Source organism: Zhongshania aliphaticivorans, from assembly GCF_001586255.1.
In the GTDB taxonomy this organism is placed as follows: domain Bacteria; phylum Pseudomonadota; class Gammaproteobacteria; order Pseudomonadales; family Spongiibacteraceae; genus Spongiibacter; species Spongiibacter aliphaticivorans.
The window spans coordinates 814,355-832,500 of record NZ_CP014544.1 but is presented as its reverse complement, the minus strand read 5'-3'; the positions used below and the strand labels follow the sequence as shown (position 1 = coordinate 832,500).

17 protein-coding genes (1 of these 17 cut by a window edge) are annotated in these 18,146 nt (G+C 53.4%); 3 read left to right on the top strand and 14 right to left on the bottom strand.

Annotated features, from left to right (window positions below; translation table 11 throughout):
- From AZF00_RS03660 to AZF00_RS03605, 12 genes are all read right to left on the bottom strand, one after another.
- Positions 1–737: the 5' portion of an ATP phosphoribosyltransferase regulatory subunit gene (locus AZF00_RS03660; protein WP_008250596.1), read on the bottom strand. It extends 436 nt beyond the left edge of the window; the window shows 737 of its 1,173 coding nt (coding positions 1–737); its start codon is at positions 735–737; its stop codon lies off the left edge, out of view.
- Between the two features lie 35 nt (positions 738–772).
- On the bottom strand, positions 773–940 hold the full coding sequence (locus tag AZF00_RS03655) for a DUF2065 domain-containing protein (RefSeq protein WP_335338874.1): 168 nt from the start codon (positions 938–940) through the stop codon (positions 773–775).
- A 140-nt stretch (positions 941–1,080) separates the two neighbouring features.
- Positions 1,081–1,953: a protease modulator HflC gene (gene hflC / locus AZF00_RS03650; protein ID WP_008250591.1), complete on the bottom strand. Its 873-nt coding sequence runs from the start codon at positions 1,951–1,953 to the stop codon at positions 1,081–1,083.
- 1 nt (position 1,954) lies between these two features.
- Entirely contained in the window at positions 1,955–3,094 is a 1,140-nt protein-coding gene (gene hflK / locus AZF00_RS03645; RefSeq protein WP_008250585.1) for an FtsH protease activity modulator HflK, read from the bottom strand.
- Between the two features lie 102 nt (positions 3,095–3,196).
- A complete protein-coding gene (gene hflX, locus AZF00_RS03640) occupies positions 3,197–4,513 on the bottom strand; it encodes a ribosome rescue GTPase HflX (protein ID WP_008250583.1) in 1,317 nt (438 codons plus the stop codon).
- A 31-nt stretch (positions 4,514–4,544) separates the two neighbouring features.
- Complete coding sequence (hfq, locus tag AZF00_RS03635; RefSeq protein WP_008250581.1) at positions 4,545–4,802, bottom strand: RNA chaperone Hfq; 258 nt, start codon at positions 4,800–4,802, stop codon at positions 4,545–4,547.
- A gap of 118 nt (positions 4,803–4,920) precedes the next feature.
- Positions 4,921–5,835, bottom strand: a complete 915-nt coding sequence (gene miaA, locus AZF00_RS03630) for a tRNA (adenosine(37)-N6)-dimethylallyltransferase MiaA (protein WP_040803687.1) — start codon at positions 5,833–5,835, stop codon at positions 4,921–4,923.
- A gap of 46 nt (positions 5,836–5,881) precedes the next feature.
- Complete coding sequence (mutL, locus tag AZF00_RS03625; RefSeq protein WP_008250576.1) at positions 5,882–7,744, bottom strand: DNA mismatch repair endonuclease MutL; 1,863 nt, start codon at positions 7,742–7,744, stop codon at positions 5,882–5,884.
- Positions 7,744–9,078, bottom strand: coding sequence for an N-acetylmuramoyl-L-alanine amidase (locus AZF00_RS03620; protein WP_008250574.1), 1,335 nt, complete (start codon positions 9,076–9,078; stop codon positions 7,744–7,746). Before AZF00_RS03620 ends, mutL begins: the two co-directional genes overlap by 1 nt.
- On the bottom strand, positions 9,065–9,529 hold the full coding sequence (gene tsaE / locus AZF00_RS03615; protein ID WP_008250572.1) for a tRNA (adenosine(37)-N6)-threonylcarbamoyltransferase complex ATPase subunit type 1 TsaE: 465 nt from the start codon (positions 9,527–9,529) through the stop codon (positions 9,065–9,067). Before tsaE ends, AZF00_RS03620 begins: the two co-directional genes overlap by 14 nt.
- Positions 9,513–11,045 carry a bifunctional ADP-dependent NAD(P)H-hydrate dehydratase/NAD(P)H-hydrate epimerase gene (locus AZF00_RS03610; RefSeq protein WP_008250571.1) on the bottom strand — a complete coding sequence of 511 codons (1,533 nt, stop codon included), beginning with the start codon at positions 11,043–11,045 and terminating at the stop codon, positions 9,513–9,515. The genes tsaE and AZF00_RS03610 overlap by 17 nt, the downstream gene beginning before the upstream one ends.
- Positions 11,046–11,187: 142 nt before the next feature.
- Positions 11,188–11,880: a DUF4197 domain-containing protein gene (locus AZF00_RS03605; protein ID WP_081482667.1), complete on the bottom strand. Its 693-nt coding sequence runs from the start codon at positions 11,878–11,880 to the stop codon at positions 11,188–11,190.
- A 341-nt stretch (positions 11,881–12,221) separates the two neighbouring features.
- Here AZF00_RS03605 and queG point away from each other — a divergent pair, with 341 nt between their 5' ends.
- The gene (gene queG / locus AZF00_RS03600; protein ID WP_040803684.1) at positions 12,222–13,289 is read left to right on the top strand and encodes a tRNA epoxyqueuosine(34) reductase QueG; all 1,068 of its coding nucleotides are present in this window, start codon (positions 12,222–12,224) and stop codon (positions 13,287–13,289) included.
- Between the two features lie 85 nt (positions 13,290–13,374).
- Here queG and AZF00_RS03595 read toward each other — a convergent pair whose 3' ends face one another.
- Complete coding sequence (locus AZF00_RS03595) at positions 13,375–15,213, bottom strand: autotransporter domain-containing protein (protein WP_008250564.1); 1,839 nt, start codon at positions 15,211–15,213, stop codon at positions 13,375–13,377.
- A gap of 173 nt (positions 15,214–15,386) precedes the next feature.
- The gene (gene orn / locus AZF00_RS03590) at positions 15,387–15,932 is read right to left on the bottom strand and encodes an oligoribonuclease (protein ID WP_008250563.1); all 546 of its coding nucleotides are present in this window, start codon (positions 15,930–15,932) and stop codon (positions 15,387–15,389) included.
- 182 nt (positions 15,933–16,114) lie between these two features.
- On the opposite strand from orn, the gene rsgA reads away from it, so the two are divergent.
- Both rsgA and AZF00_RS03580 read left to right on the top strand, forming a co-directional pair.
- On the top strand, positions 16,115–17,125 hold the full coding sequence (gene rsgA / locus AZF00_RS03585) for a small ribosomal subunit biogenesis GTPase RsgA (RefSeq protein ID WP_008250562.1): 1,011 nt from the start codon (positions 16,115–16,117) through the stop codon (positions 17,123–17,125).
- 169 nt (positions 17,126–17,294) lie between these two features.
- Positions 17,295–18,140: a sulfurtransferase gene (locus AZF00_RS03580; protein WP_008250561.1), complete on the top strand. Its 846-nt coding sequence runs from the start codon at positions 17,295–17,297 to the stop codon at positions 18,138–18,140.
- The last annotated feature ends 6 nt before the right edge of the window (positions 18,141–18,146 follow it).

Genomic DNA, 18,146 nt, shown 5'->3' with positions numbered 1-18,146 from the left:
GCAATGGCCGCAACTGCCTCGGGAATATCGGCAAACAGTGCTCGCCCCCGACTCAGTACATCTTCGCCGCCATGCAGCTCATTCAATTCCAGCAACTGTTTAGCAACACTCGCCGACACAGGCAGCGATGCGACAAACAGTTTCAATTCGGTTTTTGCCTTGCGCTGCAAGATATCGAAATAGCTCGCCTCTTGCTCGGCGTTCAGGGCCGCAGCCTTCACTACGGCACGGTAAATACCGACATGGCCGGTATCTAAGGTAATGCCTTCCAAACCCGCAACTCGCAATGTCTCAAGCATCAGACAAATAATTTCTAAGTCGCTAGCCGGGCTATTATCACCGTATAGCTCTGCACCGAGTTGAATCGGCGAGCGCGAGGCCAGCGGCTGCTTGGGCTTGCTGTGCAAAACACTGCCGGCGTAACACAAACGCACCGGGCCTTCCCGCCCCAGACTATGCGCATCGATTCGTGCAGCCTGCGGGGTAATATCGGCACGGATTCCCATCATGCGACCAGTCAATTGATCGGTCACCCTAAAGGTGAGCAGATCAATATCACTACCCAAGCCAACCAATAAAGACTCGGTGTATTCCAACATAGGCGGAATAATTAATTCGTAGCCCCAGCGCTTATACAAATCTAAAAGCTGGCGGCGCAGTGCTTCAACCTGAGCCGCCTGCGCGGGTAACAGCTCTTCTACACCATCTGGGAGTAACCAACGATCTACCGAAGTCATACGTGTTTTTTGCTCTCTTTCTCTGCCATCAGACGCTAGCGCAACAAGCTTAATAAAATAAGCCCCGCTAACATACTCACTAAACCGGCAATACGCACAGATCGACTGTCCATATCCGCCATCCGGTATGCTAATAAACGCCAGCGCTCAGGACTGAGAAATGGCAGCACACCTTCAATAATAAGTACCATACTGAGAGCCACTGACAGTTCCTGCCACATGCGCTTTGCCTGCTACAAACATAAAAAATCCGCGCTGCCCGCAGGGGTTTAGACCTCGGTGCAGCCCGGATGCGTAGATGATACCACACTCCCCGCCGGAGCGAGGAGTGAAACAAGGATTGCTACTTACTACCACCCTGCTTCATGTAACGGAAGAATTCACTTTTGCTGTCAACCACCAATAGATCACCTTTATTACTAAAGGACGACTGATAGGCACTAAGGCTGCGCAAAAAGGAATAAAATTCCGGGTCACGATTGTATGCCGCCGCGTAAGTTCTGGCCGCTAGCGCATCGCCTTCACCACGCAGTACTTCTGAGTCACGGTAGGCGTTTGCGCCAATAACGGTACGCTGACGATCTGCAGTTGCGCGAATTTTCTCTGCCAATTCACGACCGGTAGAACGATGCTCGCGGGCTTCGCGCTCACGCTCTGACTTCATCCGATCAAACACCGACTGACTCACCTGAGATGGCAAATCAATACGTTTAACTCGAACATCAACCAACTGAATACCAAACTCAGAGGTCGTAATCTGATTAAGATCCCGGGTTAAATCTGTCATTAACAGATCCCGCTCACCAGACACCACCTCGTGAAAAGTACGCTCACCAAATTTATTCCGCAAACCCGTGTTAATTCGCTGAGCCAATAAACCTTCCGCGCGCCCCTCTTCACCATTGGTGGCGGTATAGAATTTCTGGGTATCAATAACCTTCCACTTGGCGTAAAAGTCGACATCCAGCGGCTTTTTCTCAATGGTCAAAAACCGCTGAGTTGGCGCGTCTAAGGTTAATATACGACGCTCAAATTTGCGCACCATATGCACAAAGGGCGTTTTAATGTGCAGACCGACACTAATATCTGGGTCCACTACCTCACCAAACTTAAGCAATACACCGCGCTCAGTTTCACGCACGATATACAGGCTATTAAATGCCAATACGATTAAGCCCAGCAATACGACTACAACGGTAAAATTACGTCCGCCCATGTTAACGACCCTCCCGGCGCGAGCTTTGACTGTCACGGCGCAACTGCTCAATGACCTTATCTGTCAACTGACGCATATCCGGCTCAGTACCCGCCGTTTGGCGAGTAACCGCCGATTTTTCCATCAATTTATCTAGCGGCAAATACATCATATTATTACCACCCTCGACATCTACCATTACCTTAGTAGCATCGCTATACATGGTTTCCAGCGCATCAATATACAAACGCTCACGGGTAACCTTAGGCGCCTTACGGTATTCGTCGTAAAGATCCACAAAGCGCTGAGCCTCACCTTGCGATCTGGCGACAACCTGCTCTTTGTATGCCTGAGCTTCTTCAAGCTGGCGCTGAGCCGCACCACGAGCTTCAGGAATAATACCGTTGGCATAGGCCTCGGCCTCATTCTTTAAGCGTTCGCGATCTTCCTTGGCGCGGGTAACATCATCAAACGCGTCTTGCACCTGCGATGGCGCTTGCGCATCTTCAATATTGACCTTGGCAACCAGAATGCCGCTTTGATAGGTGTCTAAATAGCCTTGCAAGCGCTCTTGAGTATCGATAGCAATTTGCTCGCGACCCTCAGTAATCACTTGATCCATCCTCGAGCTACCAACCACGTGACGCAAAGAGCTCTCTAAGGCATGTTCCAAACTCAGTTCAGGGCTTTTCACTTTAAGCAGGAAATTCGCCGGATCAGATACCGTGTATTGCACAGATAGAGCAACATCAACAATATTCTCATCCTCGGTCAGCATCTGGCCACGACTGGCGATACCACGCACTTTAGTGACGTTGATTTTATTCACTTCGTCCATCAACGGCGGATTCCAGCGCAAACCTGGCATCACAGTTTCGTGATACACCCCAAGGCGCAACACTACGGCACGCTCTTGCTGATCAACCTGATAGAAGCCAAACAAGCCCCAAACCACCGCTGCAAGAACTGCAACGATGCCCAAGGCGCCAGCGCTAAGATGAAAGTCGCCACCACCGCTGCCGCCACTCTTTTTACCGCCGCCAAATATACTATTCAGCTTTTCCTGCAGCTTTTTCAGAGCCTCGTCTAAATCTGGCGGCCCTTGGTTATTGCCACCCCAAGGATCATTGTCTTTACCGCCACCCGGTTCATTCCAGGCCATAGCCCTCTCCTATCGATTATCGTTGTGGTTCGCTAATTTTATACCGCAGTCAATTTGTGCTGCGGAACGCCCGCGACATCACGATTTTGTCCGGCGGGCAGTCTAGCAGAATTCTTCGCGCATGCTAACCGGACGACTTGAGTCCAGCGACGCTTCAGTAATTGACTCACCAGCCAACAAACGCTGCCAATCGGCTTCTGGCAAACGTACTTTTAAGCGCTGAGAGCCATCATCATTCATCTCTTCGTCTAACACCGCATCAAAACTAAACAAGCGCGCGCGCAAACGCCCCTGCGCGGCCGTTAAGGTAATGCTGGTTTCGCAAATTTCATTGCCAAGCAACTCGCTCAAGGCCTGATAAAACAAATCGAGCCCCCGGTCATCTCGCGCTGACAACCAAACACGCACCGGCTGACCTGCCTCGTCACGCTCAATACGCGGCTCACTGCCAATCAGATCGGTTTTATTGTAAACCTCAAGAATGGGGATATCTGCAGCACCAATCTCAGCAAGCACATTCATTACCTGCTTCATATTGTCTTGGCGCTCTGGGTCAGCGCAGTCTACAACATGGATCAATAAGTCAGCGATAACCGCTTCTTCTAAAGTCGCGCGAAACGCTTCAACCAGTTTATGCGGCAGGTGGCGAATAAAACCAACGGTATCCGCCAAGATAACCGGCCCAACATCGTCCACCGTAATACGACGCACGGTCGGGTCCAGAGTCGCAAACAGCTGATCAGCGGCGTAAACACTGGAGGTAGTTAACACATTAAACAGCGTCGATTTGCCCGCATTAGTGTAGCCGACCAGTGACAGCGCCGGAATCTCTGCTCGCCGCCGCGCGCGACGTGCCTGCTCGCGTTGACGCCGGACTTTTTGCAGTCGCGATTGAATAGCGGTGATGCGCGCGCGCAACAGACGCCGGTCAGTCTCTAACTGGCTCTCACCGGGGCCACGCAAACCGATACCGCCTTTTTGCCGCTCTAGGTGAGTCCAACCGCGAACCAAACGCGTCGACATATGCTGCAGCTGGGCGAGCTCAACCTGCAATTTACCTTCATGGGTATGGGCGCGCTGAGCAAATATATCGAGAATCAGGCCGGTACGATCAAGCACACGACATTGCAATTCGCGCTCGATATTACGCTCTTGGCTAGGCGACAAGGAATGGTTAAACAACACCAGCTCACCTTCATTGGCGATCAGTGCTTCACGAATTTCTTCGAGCTTGCCGGTGCCGACAAACAATCGCGCGTCCGGACGTTTACGAGACCCAGTGATGAATGCAACTGGGTCACCTCCTGCGGAGGTGACCAATTGCACAAATTCATTGGAGTCTTCGCGCTCGTCTTCACTGTGAAAATCCAGGTGCACCAGTATTGCGCGCTCACCAGAATTAGGTCTTTCAAATAGCAAGGACGAACCTCAAATCAACAAAAAACGATTATTATGCGTCTTCTTGTTCTTCGTCATCTTCTGGCGGATGCGCCATCGGTAAACGAACAACACGTGACGGAACCACGGTAGAAATGGCGTGTTTATAGACCATTTGACTAACCGTATTTTTTAACAGAACCACAAACTGGTCGAAAGACTCAATTTGGCCCTGCAATTTAATGCCGTTAACCAGATAGATAGAAACCGGAATACGCTCTTTGCGAAGAATATTCAGGTAAGGGTCTTGTAAGGTATGCCCTTTTGACATGGTGGACCTCCTGTATGCCCAAATCGGGCGTTGATAAAACGTATCAAAAAGTAGTATTAGGATCGCAAACCCAACAACAAGTTCGCAAACAGACTGGGTAGCGCCCAGTATACCTAAGTTATAGCAGTTCGGCAGCGCCAGAATGCGCTAACACGGAATTTAGTTGCAATTCAATATTACCGCCCGTCTCCAGCCATTGCAGGTCAGGCCAACCGCGCAACCACGTTAATTGCCGTTTGGCCAATTGGCGGGTGGCTATCAAGGCTCGCTCAAAGGCCTCATCAAGAGAGAAATCGCCGCGTAAATGCTCCCACACTTGCCGGTAACCCACCGCACGGATCGCCGGTAAATCAGCGTGCAAATCGCCACGCGCCATCAAACCCGCTACTTCGCCAACAAAGCCTTGGGCAAACATCTGCTGTAGACGCTGCTCAATGCGCTGGTGCAAAACACTGCGCTCCGGCGGCGCAATCGCAAACTGAAAAACGCGGTATGGCAGAACTTGCTCAGCCTGCTGAGCCTGCCACGCACTCATGGTGACACCGCTAATGCGGTAAACCTCTAAAGCCCGGGACAAGCGCTGAGAGTGATTAGGGTGGATTCGCGCCGCCGACGCGGAATCCACCTGCGCTAAGAGCGCATGTACCGCTGGCCAGCCTTGTGCCTCGGCTATTGCATTAATTTCAGCGCGAACCTGCTGGTTCGCTGACGGCATATCAGCCAAGCCCTCTAGCAAGGCCTTGTAATACAGCATGGTGCCGCCGACCAAGAGCGGAATTCGACCGGCCGCCGCACTTTTGGCCATGGCCGCCAATGCATCGCGACGGAAGTTTGCCGCCGAATAGGCCTCACTGGGATCGCAAATATCTATTAACTGGTGAGGATAGCGGGCCAAGGTCGCCGCATCAGGCTTGGCACTGCCGATGTCTAGACCGCGATAGACCAAGGCCGAATCAACACTAATCAAATCACAGGGCAGGCGATCACTGAGCGCGAGGGCAAGATCGGTTTTGCCTGCCGCCGTCGGCCCCATCAAAAATATCGCTTTCGGCAATTCCTGACCAGAGTCATTGCTTAAATCAACGGCCACGCAAAAACCACTTATCCAACTCAGCCAAACCAACTTGAACCCAGGTTGGCCGCCCGTGATTACACTGACCGCTTCGCTCTGTCGCTTCCATGTCACGCAGCAAGCCGTTCATTTCTGGCAGCGTCAGGCGGCGATTTGCGCGCACCGAGCCATGGCAGGCCATAGTCGATAAGATCTCGTTAATATGCGCCTGAATACGATCAGTACTGCCAAACTCCAGCAAATCCGACAGCACATCTCTAACCAATTGTTCAACAGAGGTATCGGCCAGAATCGTCGGCAACTCCCGCACAATAATCGATTCCGCCGCCGCACGCTCAATACGCATACCTAACTCAGCAAACACCTCGGCGTGCTGCTCGGCGCAATCAGCCTCGCGCTCACTCACCGCCAAGTTCATGGGCACCAGCAAGGGCTGACTGCGAATGCCCTCACCATCGCGGGCATTTTTCATGCGTTCGTAGGTAATACGTTCGTGAGCGGCGTGCATATCGACCAAGACCATACCTTGCTGGTTTTCGGCCAGAATATAAATTCCTTTCAGCTGGGCGAGCGCATAACCCAATGGCGGCGCGACACTGCCATCGCCAGTAGTGGCACTCTCTGGTCCCGCTTGCAAACGCTGATAATTTGCCCGCTGGTCTGCCACCCCCGCACCATACTGCGGCTGGTATTGGGGATTATAAGCAGCGCTATTCTGAGGCTGAAAAGAGCTTGGCGCGGCATTAAAGGAAGCGGGAGACGCGGAGCCCGCCTCCCCCAAGGGCATCGCCGACTGTGTTTCCGGCATAGCCATTAAAGATTCCGCATCCCCTGCAGGCATAGCGGCTTGCTGGGGCACGGTATCGGGCCGCACATCAGCGAGTACTTTGTGCAAAGTGCGGAAAATAAAATCGTGCACGGTGCGGCCGTCGCGAAAGCGCACTTCGTGCTTAGTTGGGTGCACATTTACATCCACCGCCGCCGGGGCCAGCTCGAGATACAACACAAAAGCCGGATGGCGACCGTGAAAGAGCACATCACGATAGGCTTGGCGCACCGCGTGCACCACCAAGCGGTCGCGCACATAGCGGCCATTGACGTAAAAATGCTGCAAATCAGCCTGACTGCGGGAAAAACTCGGAAGCGCCACCCAGCCCCACAACCGCAGGCCCATCGCCTCACGGTCTATATACAGCGCCTGCTCCATAAAGGCTGGCCCACAAACCGAGGCCAAGCGCCGCTCTTGCTCAAGCTGATTATCCGCGGGCTTTAAGCTGTGTACCGCGCGACCATTGTGACGCAGAGAAAAGCCAACATCGTAGCGACTCAGTGCCTGGCGCTTGACCACTTCTTCAAGATGATTAAACTCCGTTTTCTCGGTGCGCAAAAACTTACGCCGCGCCGGGGTATTAAAAAACAAATCCCGCACTTCCACCGTAGTGCCGCGCGGATGCCCTACCGGTGCCAGCACGGTTTCCATATCCCGGCCTTCACTGCGCGCCGACCAACCCGACGCACTACCCTCTTGCGCAGTACTTAAACACAAACGCGACACCGAGCTGATACTGGCGAGTGCCTCGCCACGAAAACCAAGACTGGCGACGGACTCTAGATCTTCCAGTACCGAAATTTTACTGGTGGCATGGCGACTCAGTGCCAAGGGCAAATCATCTTCCGCAATACCGGCGCCGTCATCACGAACGCGAATTAACTTAACGCCGCCCTCTTCAATATCTAACTCAATACGGCGGGCACCGGCGTCCAGACTGTTTTCAAGGAGCTCTTTAACAACTGAGGCAGGACGTTCTACCACTTCCCCCGCGGCAATTTGGTTGGCCAAGCGGGGATCTAATAAACGGATTTTTGTCATTACGATGCAGGAATCTGTATTTTTTGACCGACGCGGATGCTACTCCCCGACAATTGATTATGGCGTTGGAGGTCGCTGAGGGGCACATTATAGCGCAGCGCGATGCCAGAAAGCGTGTCACCCCGAGCAATTGTGTATTCACGCACACCCGCCGTCGCCGGCCTGCCCCCGGGGGTATCGCCGCGCTTTAGCGCAGCAAAATAGGTATCTGGCGGCGGACTCTCTCTAAAATAGCGATCAATACCCTCAAAAATAGCTAAGGCCATACTGCTTTGATAGCTGCTACTCTTCAGTTTGCTCGCCTCGCCAGGATTAGAAATAAACCCCGTCTCCACTAAAAGCGAGGGAATATCCGGCGATTTCAGCACTGCAAAACCCGCTTGTTCCACCCGCTTACTATGCAAGCGCGAGATTTTCGACATTTCACTCAAAAGCTGGGCGCCAACACTTAGGCTGGCATCGAGGCTGGCTGTCATCGACAAATCCGTTAACACCCCCGCTAAAACTTGGTCTTTATCTGACAAGCTAACACCACCCACCAAGTCGGCGTCATTTTCGCGCTGGGCCAAAATTCGCGCTGAGGCACTGGTGGCGCCGCGTTTGGACAGCGCATATACCGAGCTGCCATTGGCTTGGGGATGAGTGAACGCGTCGGCATGGATAGACACAAAGAAATCGGCTTGCGCCTTGCGGGCAAGATCCCGGCGTTTGGCCAAGCCCACATAATAATCGCCGTTGCGAATCATCACCACGCGATAGCCTTTCTTACGCTCAAAGCGCTCTTTGAGACGCGAGGCTATCTGAAAAACCACATCTTTTTCTTTAACCCGCCCCGGCCCAATTGCGCCTGGGTCTTCACCACCGTGACCAGCGTCGATGGCGATAACCACATCACGCTGCGAACTGGTTTCCACGCTTTTAATCACTTGGGCTTCAACAGATTCGCCCTTGTCTAAAAAATCCACAACGAGGCGATCATGTAAATCACCACTGGCCGCGAGTAAAAAGCTGCGCACCTGCACGTCGGCACTGAGGTCGAATACAATGCGCAGCGCGCCACCTGGCTTATTCGCGTGGCGCAAGCCGGTCACTGGACTATTAGCAAACTGCAATTTTTGGGTATCAGCGGCAAGCTTGGCATTTTGAATATCAATAACCAGGCGATGAGGATTACTAAGGGTAATTAATTCATGAGTGACCGGCCCACTTAAATCAAATACCACGCGACTGTGGTCAGGCGCCCGCCAAAATCGAACGTCGCGAACTTCAGCCGCCTGCACGGTCGCAGCCAAACTAAGTAGGCAAGCAAGGACAACACTGTTAATCCGTTTCATATTTGCTCAATTGCGCCAAGATTTGCTGCCCACGCGGCGTTGCGCTGCGTGCGGCAAGAAGGCGACCCGCTCCCTGAGCCTCAATGCTAACCATTATATCGGCCAATGGCAAAATCCCCGCGCCACGTTCAGGCCACTCGACCAAGCATACCGCATCATTGTCGAAGTAGTCGCGGATTCCCATGTACTCAAGCTCTTCTGGATCACCGAGACGATACAAATCGAAGTGATACACATTGACCCCGCCGGCCTCATAGGGTTCAACAATGGTATAAGTCGGACTTTTCACCGCACCGGCATGACCAAATGCCTGCAATACACCGCGACAGAAAGTGGTTTTGCCAGCGCCAAGCTGACCGCCAAGATACACCACGGCCCCGTCCTGCAAAGCCCGCCCCAAGCGCTGGCCCGCCGCCACGGTGTCGGCCTCGCTATCAAGATAACGCTGCATACTGATTTATTACACCTCGCAATTGCTCGATCACATCACTGGCCAACATTCCGCGCTCCCCGGCTGCAGCGGCGACATCCGCCGCCTCGGCATGCACAGCCACGCCAAGACAGGTCGCGCGTTGCAAAGACAAACCCTGGGCGACAAAAGCGCCGATCACACCCGATAAAACGTCACCCATGCCGCCACTCGCCATCCCCGGGTTACCACCACTGCATAAATACAATGAGGCATCTGCGGCAATCACCGTACCGCCGCCTTTTAATAATACGTTTGCCGCATAGCGATCGGCCAATGTGCGCGCCGCGGCGAAACGATCTGCCTGCACCACCGCAGTAGTGCAAACTAACAAGCGCGCTGCCTCGCCGGGATGAGGTGTGAGTATACGTGGCCCGCCATGAGAAAGCAGGAGCTGAGGTTCACTCGCTATTAAATTTAAAGCGTCTGCGTCAAGCAGCAGGGGCTTGTTTGCCGTCAACGCGGCCAACAATAGTTCGCGCCCCCACGCGCCCTGACCTAAGCCGGGCCCAATCACCACAACTGTCGCCTTGGCCAGCAGGGCGTCCAGTTCTTGGCCGCGACTCACACCGTGCACCATTAATTCAGGTCGCGCCCCGACAAGTGCCGCGACATGTTCCGGCCGCGTAGCGCAGGACACCAAGCCAGCGCCACTACGCGCAGCAGCGCTGGCCGCCAACAGCGCGGCACCAGCCATACCGTAATCGCCACCAACCACTAACACATGTCCGGCGACGCCTTTATGAGCATTGCGGGGCCGCGGCCCCCACTGCGCCAACATCGAACGTAAATTTAAATGCGCAACAACGCCATCAAGAGACTCAATAGAGCGCTCAGCATAAACATCGCGAGGCACAGCTAAATCAGCAAAACTGACAGCACCTGCACAATCAAGAGCATCGAGGGTATATAAACCACGCTTTAAGCCGATAAAGCTCAGTGTCTGCTTGGCCTTGATCGCCACACCCAAAATTCGGCCGCTATCGCTACACAAACCCGATGGGATATCGATAGCCAGCACTGGAAGCCCACTGCTATTAATAGCCTGTATCGCGGCGGCGTAGTGTGGCCGAACATCGCCGTGCAAACCAATACCCAGCATGGCATCCACCACAACGCTGTTTTCCGCGGGCAGCTCACCCTGCCATTGCGCCACAGCCACCCCCGCCCGCCGCGCCCACTGCCACGCCAAAGCGGCATCACCGGCAAGCGACTCTGGCGCCGCTAAGGCCCACACACGCACAGGCAAGCCGGCCTCTGCCGCCAAAGCCGCAACCACATAGCCGTCGCCACCGTTATTGCCGCCACCGCAAAATACCTCAATGGGAGAATGATCCGGCCAGTGCCGCTGCACACAACTGAACGCAGCCTGCCCGGCACGTCGCATTAACTCAAAGCCAGCAATACCGCTGGCAATCGCCAGACGATCTAATTCACGGACCTGAGCGGCGGTGTACAAAACGTGTTCAGTTGCATTGGGCTTATTTGGCGACGGCATGCAGCGACTTCCCGAATCGATTAGCGACCCCCATCATAACGCGTAAGCTGGCACGGGCAATCGGATGGCGCCATGCGCGTAACACATCCGATTAAAGACCACGGGCTATTCACACTTAGCCACGGCAATTATGTCAACCTTGCTACTCTTGAGGGCTCGCAACGATGTTATTCAGCGAATCGCGAATTGCCAACTCCCGGGTTGCCACTTTTTTAAATAAACCGCCTGCGGCCTGCTCCGCCACGTATTGACCGAGCTGATCGGGGGAAACCGCTTGCGGCTCGACGGCTTGTGCCTCGACACCGTCGACGGACGCCAGCACCCCAGTGGGCTTTTGCGAGGCTTTTAGTAAGTCGCCATACAATGTAATGGCGCCATTTTCTTGCAAATTCTGAGTTACTGCTGGCAACAACGCCAACTGTACCGCCTGACCACCTTCAGCCATTAGCAAATCAGTGGCTGCGCTCCGTGGCGAATCCACCAATTTTTGCAAGGTCTCGGCATCCATATTCGCGACCATGTTTTTCAATATTGGCCCGGCCACGGGAATCGCATTCTCCGCCGCGCGGTTCATTAAGGTTTCCAATAGCGCCGCTTTGGGGTTGTCATTTAAATCCCGCGCCACATCAATCACTAAACCCAAGGGCGGCGGCAGTAGAATGCGCACCAGCGGATCGTCAAGAAAGCCGCCTTTGACCGCCAGCTGCCTAACCGCCAGATCAATACCTGCGGTCAATTTCTGGGCAAATCTATTGGCGAGCATTTGCTGAAACTTGGTCTGAGCAGCCAAGGACATATTATCGAACATCGACGCACAAGCAGACGTCAGGAGCATTACCAACACAAGGGCAATTACACGCAATTATTAAATACCTGATAGTGAAAATACTAAGGGATTGCCAAATCGGCGGCATACTCTAATGCGTAAACCCGCGCATGCACGCAGCGCATAAAAGCCCCGCTCCTTGGCGAATATACCCAGATTTTGATGAGCCCAAAATCCGCGCTGCCATTGACAGCGACTATTCAAACTAGTTCGCAGCCGAGAGCTACCGCATTTAGAGTTTGTTCAACAATCATCGTTTCGCGGACCCAAAATACCAACAACATACGGCGACGTCCCAAATGTGTAAAATACCGGACTATCGTAGCGCGCAAATTAGCCCTGGCACTCTAATGACCCAATCCTCCACTGACCTCGATCTACTTGCACAACAGATTAAAGACTGGGGCCGCGAGTTCGGCTTTGCCCATATTGGTATCAGCCCGGCCAGCAATGAAGCCCATGCCCAGCGTCTGCGCGAGTGGCTTGCTAAGCAATACCACGGCGACATGGCCTATATGGCTGAGCGCGAGGGCCTGCGCGGAGAAGCTGCGGAACTCCACAGCGGTACGATTAGGGTGATCAGTGCCAGAATGGATTATTTGCCCGACGCCGAAAATATGGACGCCGTGCTCGGTAATCCTGATAAAGCCTATATCTCCCGCTATGCACTTGGCCGCGACTACCACAAACTAATCCGTAAACGCCTTAGCCAACTCGCCGGGAAAATTAGCGCCGTTGCTGGCGGCCATCACCGCGCCTTTGTCGATAGCGCGCCGGTATTAGAACGCGGTTTTGCCGAACAAGCTGGACTCGGCTGGATTGGCAAAAACAGCATGCTCATTAATAGCAAAGCAGGCTCGTGGTTTTTCTTAGGGGAAATTTATACTGACTTACCCCTCCCCGTAGACCCGCCCCAAGAGACCGGGCATTGCGGCAGCTGCCGCGCCTGCCTTGACGACTGCCCTACCGGCGCGATTGTAGCGCCCTACCAAGTAGACGCTCGGCGCTGTATTTCTTATTTAACCATTGAATTAAAAACCAGCATTCCCGAAGAACTGCGGCCACTCATGGGCAATCGGGTATTTGGCTGCGACGACTGTCAGTTAGTTTGCCCCTGGAATAAATTTGCACAAGCCACCGCCGAAGCCGACTTCTCGCCACGGCACCAATTGGATAATAGCGACTTAATTGAATTGTTTTTATGGAATGAGGAAACGTTCTTAAAAAACACCGAAGGCTCAGCCATTCGCCGAATTGGCTACCAGCACTGGCTGCGTAATCTTGCGGTAGGTTTGGGAAATGCTCCTGCCAGCAGCGCCGCGATTAGCGCCCTTAAACAACAACGCCCAAGTGCCGAGAGTATGGCACGTGAGCACATTGACTGGGCTATTGGGCAACTGCAAGGCAAACTCGTCTGACGTCGGACGAGTCGTAATATTAGCGTCTTCCGTCTCCCATCAAGCGTTCAGCACTTGGATTCGTCGGACGCCAGACATCTTGCCCTTAAAAAGGTCGCGAATAATTCAACATCGCGCTCTCGCGCCCTTCACCTTCATCGGTATAATTCAGGTTCAACGCCACCCGCGCCTGTCCCACGCTCAGCGCCGCACCTAAGCTCACATCGGCAAACCCTTCACCATCGTTCTGGTAACTTGGCAAGCGATAGCTGGCATACCCTAGATTGGTATTACGGATCTCGATAGTCTCATCCGCGTCCTCTTCTTCGGACACGCCGAAGGCTTCAGCATAGAGACTAAAACTCTCGCTCACCGCAATATTAGCCAACATACCCAAACGGAACTGGCGACTAGCCCGGCTCTGCTCACCCCACTGGTAATTAGAGACCTCACCACCCGATTCTTTATAACCATCAACGTTGGTATTCAACCAACGCACGCCGAGGGCGGGCGCCAAACTCACGGTTTGCGAAGACAGCAAGTTATAAGCGAGCTGGCCGTCTAAATGCCAACCGTGGCCATCAGTGCCACCACTGGCGGTTAGGTTTTGACTGCCCAGATTAAATTTGCGATCAATGTCGCTGTAATCAACCACATTCAGGCCGACGCTCGCCTCCGCCAACCAGCGATTTTCGCGGTAATTCACAAGCCCGCTAAGACCGACACTCGTCGCCGCAAACTCGCTGCGATCGGTATTTAACTCATGATCAGCCATACTAATTGCCGCGCCCAAGCTTAAACCCGGCGCTACGGCGCGACTTAGGCCTAAAGTTAAGTATTTAGACTCTTGATCACCGCCCGCGGGCTCATCACCGGTTGCGCCACTTGCGCTTATAAACAAGCGGTCCCCATCAGCTAACCAGCGATTTTCGCGCATCACCTGCACCAAACTTTGCTGCTGCGTGCGAGCGATACCTAAGCCTAAGCTGGGTAGCTGACCAACCACTTGCGGCGCCACAATTACATCGATCATGTAATCGCCAGCAATCGCACCTACACGAGCTGTTGGATGCACGCCGTCATTAAACATAAGCTTATCAGGGTTGGGGCTTGAGCCGTTGATACCGTAAACCGGATGCTCGATACAACCAGGAGCTGGCTGGTTAGGAGCGCCTGGTGTCACGCCGTCATCAAAACACATATAGCGCTGGTCAAACGTCCCAATAGGCCCAAATGCCGCATTAGCGCCATTGGCGAATCCATAGGCCTCCGCGTTATTCGACACATAGTTGATCAAGCCTGCAAGATCAACAGGAATGATATTGGCACTGCTGAAGTTCGCATAAGTCTGGACCGCTTGATTAAAACCTGCAGCCCCTGCAGACGCAGTAGCCGCCGCCCCAGAGGAAGGCGCACTAAAATTTTGGGCCTGCACAGCAGCAGTTTTTCCCAGATCAGGTAGGTTACTGAGCATGATGTATCGGCCACCGGCTCTACTTAAGAGCGATACGCCGCCAATCAAATTCTTAGCCGCAGCTATCGCTTCGTCTGAATTTGTGATCCTTCCCTGCAAAAAATCATTGCCACCCCCGTCCATCAATATTAAAGCTCGCGGGTTAAGCGCCAAATTCGCACCTACCACCGAACCTAAAATCTGATCTGTTCTGTAGCCACCAACCGCGTAGTTTGTGCCTGAAGAGTTAGAGGGATCAGTCGCTAAGCCAAGTGCTCTGCCGAGGTGCTGAGGGGCAATTTCGGCATATGCTCCCGTAGAAAAATCACCATTGCCGTCACCAACACGGTTAGTAAAACGAATTCCCAAATTACCAGTATCGAGCAGACTGTCACCAAAAATAAATAATTGATCAAAGTAAGTAGGAGTCTGGGCTGAAACTTGGGTACAACACAGCAGGCTTGCTGCGCAGAGTGCGGTCAACTTTTTCATATCGGTATCCCCTTATTATTATCTACAGCTTAGTTGATAAATTCGCCACTGCTAGCGCAGGCGAAATTAAGCTTTCAACACAGCGGTAAAAACAATAAGCAGCAAAACCCATGTTGTCAGTGATAACAATATGGGTTTATACCTATGGAATAGCCATCAAAGGAATGATCGGCCTAGGACAGCCGGATAAAATGCTCGCGGTAATATTGAAGCTCGGCAATCGAATCACGGATATCATCGAGCGCCAAATGAGCACCAGACTTCTTTAAACCCTTCATTAACTCTGGACGCCAGCGCCGCGCCAACTCTTTTACACTGCTAACGTCGAGATTGCGGTAGTGAAAAAACGCTTCTAGCTCGGGCATTTCTCTGGCCATAAAGCGCCGATCCTGACAGATACTATTGCCACACATTGGCGAAGCACCCTTCTCAACGTGTTTATCGAGAAAGGCGAGGGTTAAACGTTCGGCCTCTAGCGCAGTAATGCAGGTGTCTTGCACTCGTTTAACCAAGCCCGACTCGCCGTGCTGACGCGTATTCCACTCGTCCATCGCCGCGAGCACCTCGTCCGGCTGATGAATTGCCAACACCGGCCCCTCGGCCAACACATTGAGGTCGCTGTCGGTCACCACCGTCGCAATTTCAATGATGTGATCATTGAGGGTATCTAAACCCGTCATTTCCAGGTCAATCCAAATAAGATTTTGTGCTTTAGCCATGCGGATGCCTTTGCGGTATATAAAAACGGGAAACAAAAACACGGTAGAAACCGCGCGGAGTCAGTGGTTTACGCTGTAACAAACCGGAATTGCTGTCAAAATACACGGTGTCTGTCTCACCGCAGTGTCGATTATACCAGCTCATGGGTTAAGATGGCGCTTCTCCGGCGAATGACGTGTCTATGACCAAGCGTAAACTCAGCCGCCAGCAACGCTGGCGGATAGAAAAAGTTCAGGCAGAACGCACCGAGCGCGCGAGTAAACGCGACAGCCGCGCTGACCAAGCACTAAACGAGGGTGAGCTCGGCCCCGAGCAGAGCGGCCTTATTGTCAGCCACTTTGGTCAGCAGGTCGAGGTCGAGGGCGATGAAGGGCAGCGCCAGCGCTGCCATGTGCGCGCTCAGGTCGAAGGCCTGGTGACCGGTGACCGCGTTACCTGGCACGAAGGCAAGCCCACGGGTGTCGTCGTCGCCTGCAACGAGCGCCGCAGCCTACTGCAGCGCCCCGACAACCATGGCAAACTCAAGCCGGTGGCGGCCAATATCGACCACATTGTGATCGTTATCGCCCCTGAACCCCGCGCCCACGCCAACCTCATTGACCGCTACTTAGTGGCCTCTGAGGCCATCGGTATTCGCCCGATTTTACTGCTTAATAAAACTGACCTAGTTAATGAAGAGAACAGCGACTACCTAAATTCTATGCTCGCTAGGTACGAAGAGATTGGCTATCCCGTCACACGGGCGTCAACAGAATCTGAGCACGGGCTCGACGAGCTAAAAGCTACCCTACGCGAGCACATCAGCGTGTTTGTTGGTCAATCTGGGGTGGGTAAATCGTCCCTAGTTAACAGCCTGCTACCCGGTACCGACTCCCGTATTGGCGCATTGTCTGAAGCCACCGCCAAGGGCCGACACACCACCACGACCGCTCGGCTTTACCATTTCCCTGACGGCGGCAGCCTTATCGATTCGCCGGGTATCAGGGAGTTTGCGCTGTGGAATATGGACCGCGAAAAGGTATTGGCTGGCTTCATCGAATTCCGGCCATTTCTCGGTCTGTGCCGCTTTCGAGACTGCAAGCACGAGCACGAACCGCGCTGCGCCCTGCTCGCCGCCGAAGCCGAGGATAAAATTCGGCCCGAGCGCATGGCCAGTTATCGACAAATTATTGCTAGCCTCACCGCAGAATAATTTGCCGCGCAATTTAACGCAGTGAGTAATATCCAATAATTACTGTCTCAATTTTACAGCGATACATTTTATGGCACCATGACGCCCGCAGTAAAACGCCTATTTACATCGCATCACCTCGGCCGCTACTGCTACAATTCATTAAAAATCAGCGAACACATTATCTATTATGAAAGACTGGCCATTACTTATTGAAGCGACCCAACTCGCGGACGCACTCCACGAGCCCAAACTGCTTATCTTAGATACCAGCAGCGCCGACAATTACGCAAAACACCATGTGCCGGGTGCGGTTCACATTGCCCCTGCCGAACTCCAGTGCGGTATCAAGCCCGCCGTGGGCAAACTGCCCTCGACAGCGCAATTACAAGCACTCTTTTCTCGCGTTGGCCTAAGCCCAGAGAAACACGTAATTGTTTATGACGATGAAGGTGGTGGCTGGGCTGGGCGTTTAATCTGGACGCTGGATGTTATTGGCCACCACAACTACTCCTATTTAAATGGCGGCCTGCAGGCCTGGCTAAATGGTGGTCACCCCAGCGAGGAAGTGGCTAATCTGCCACCGCCAAGTGAAATCGTTATCAGCATTGACAGCACCCCTATTGCCGAGATCGAAGACTTTATCAGCCTACTCGACAACAGCCAGCTGGCAATTTGGGACGCCCGTTCACCCGAAGAGTATCGCGGCGAGAAAGTCCTCGCGCAGCGCGGCGGCCACATTCCCGGCGCCGTCAATTTAGACTGGCTAGAACTCATCGACAAAGAGAACGATATGCGCCTGAAGGACCTAAGCACTCTGCAGCTGCGCTTAGATCAACTCGGCCTGAGCAGTGACAAAACCATTATCACCCACTGCCAGACCCACCACCGCTCCGGCCTCACTTACTTATTAATGAAAATCCTCGGTTACCCCCATATCAAGGGTTATCACGGCTCGTGGGGCGAGTGGGGAAATCGCGATGACACCCCTGTAGAAGTTGGCGACCAACCCCAAGGTAGCGCCCAGCAACCTTGAACCCAT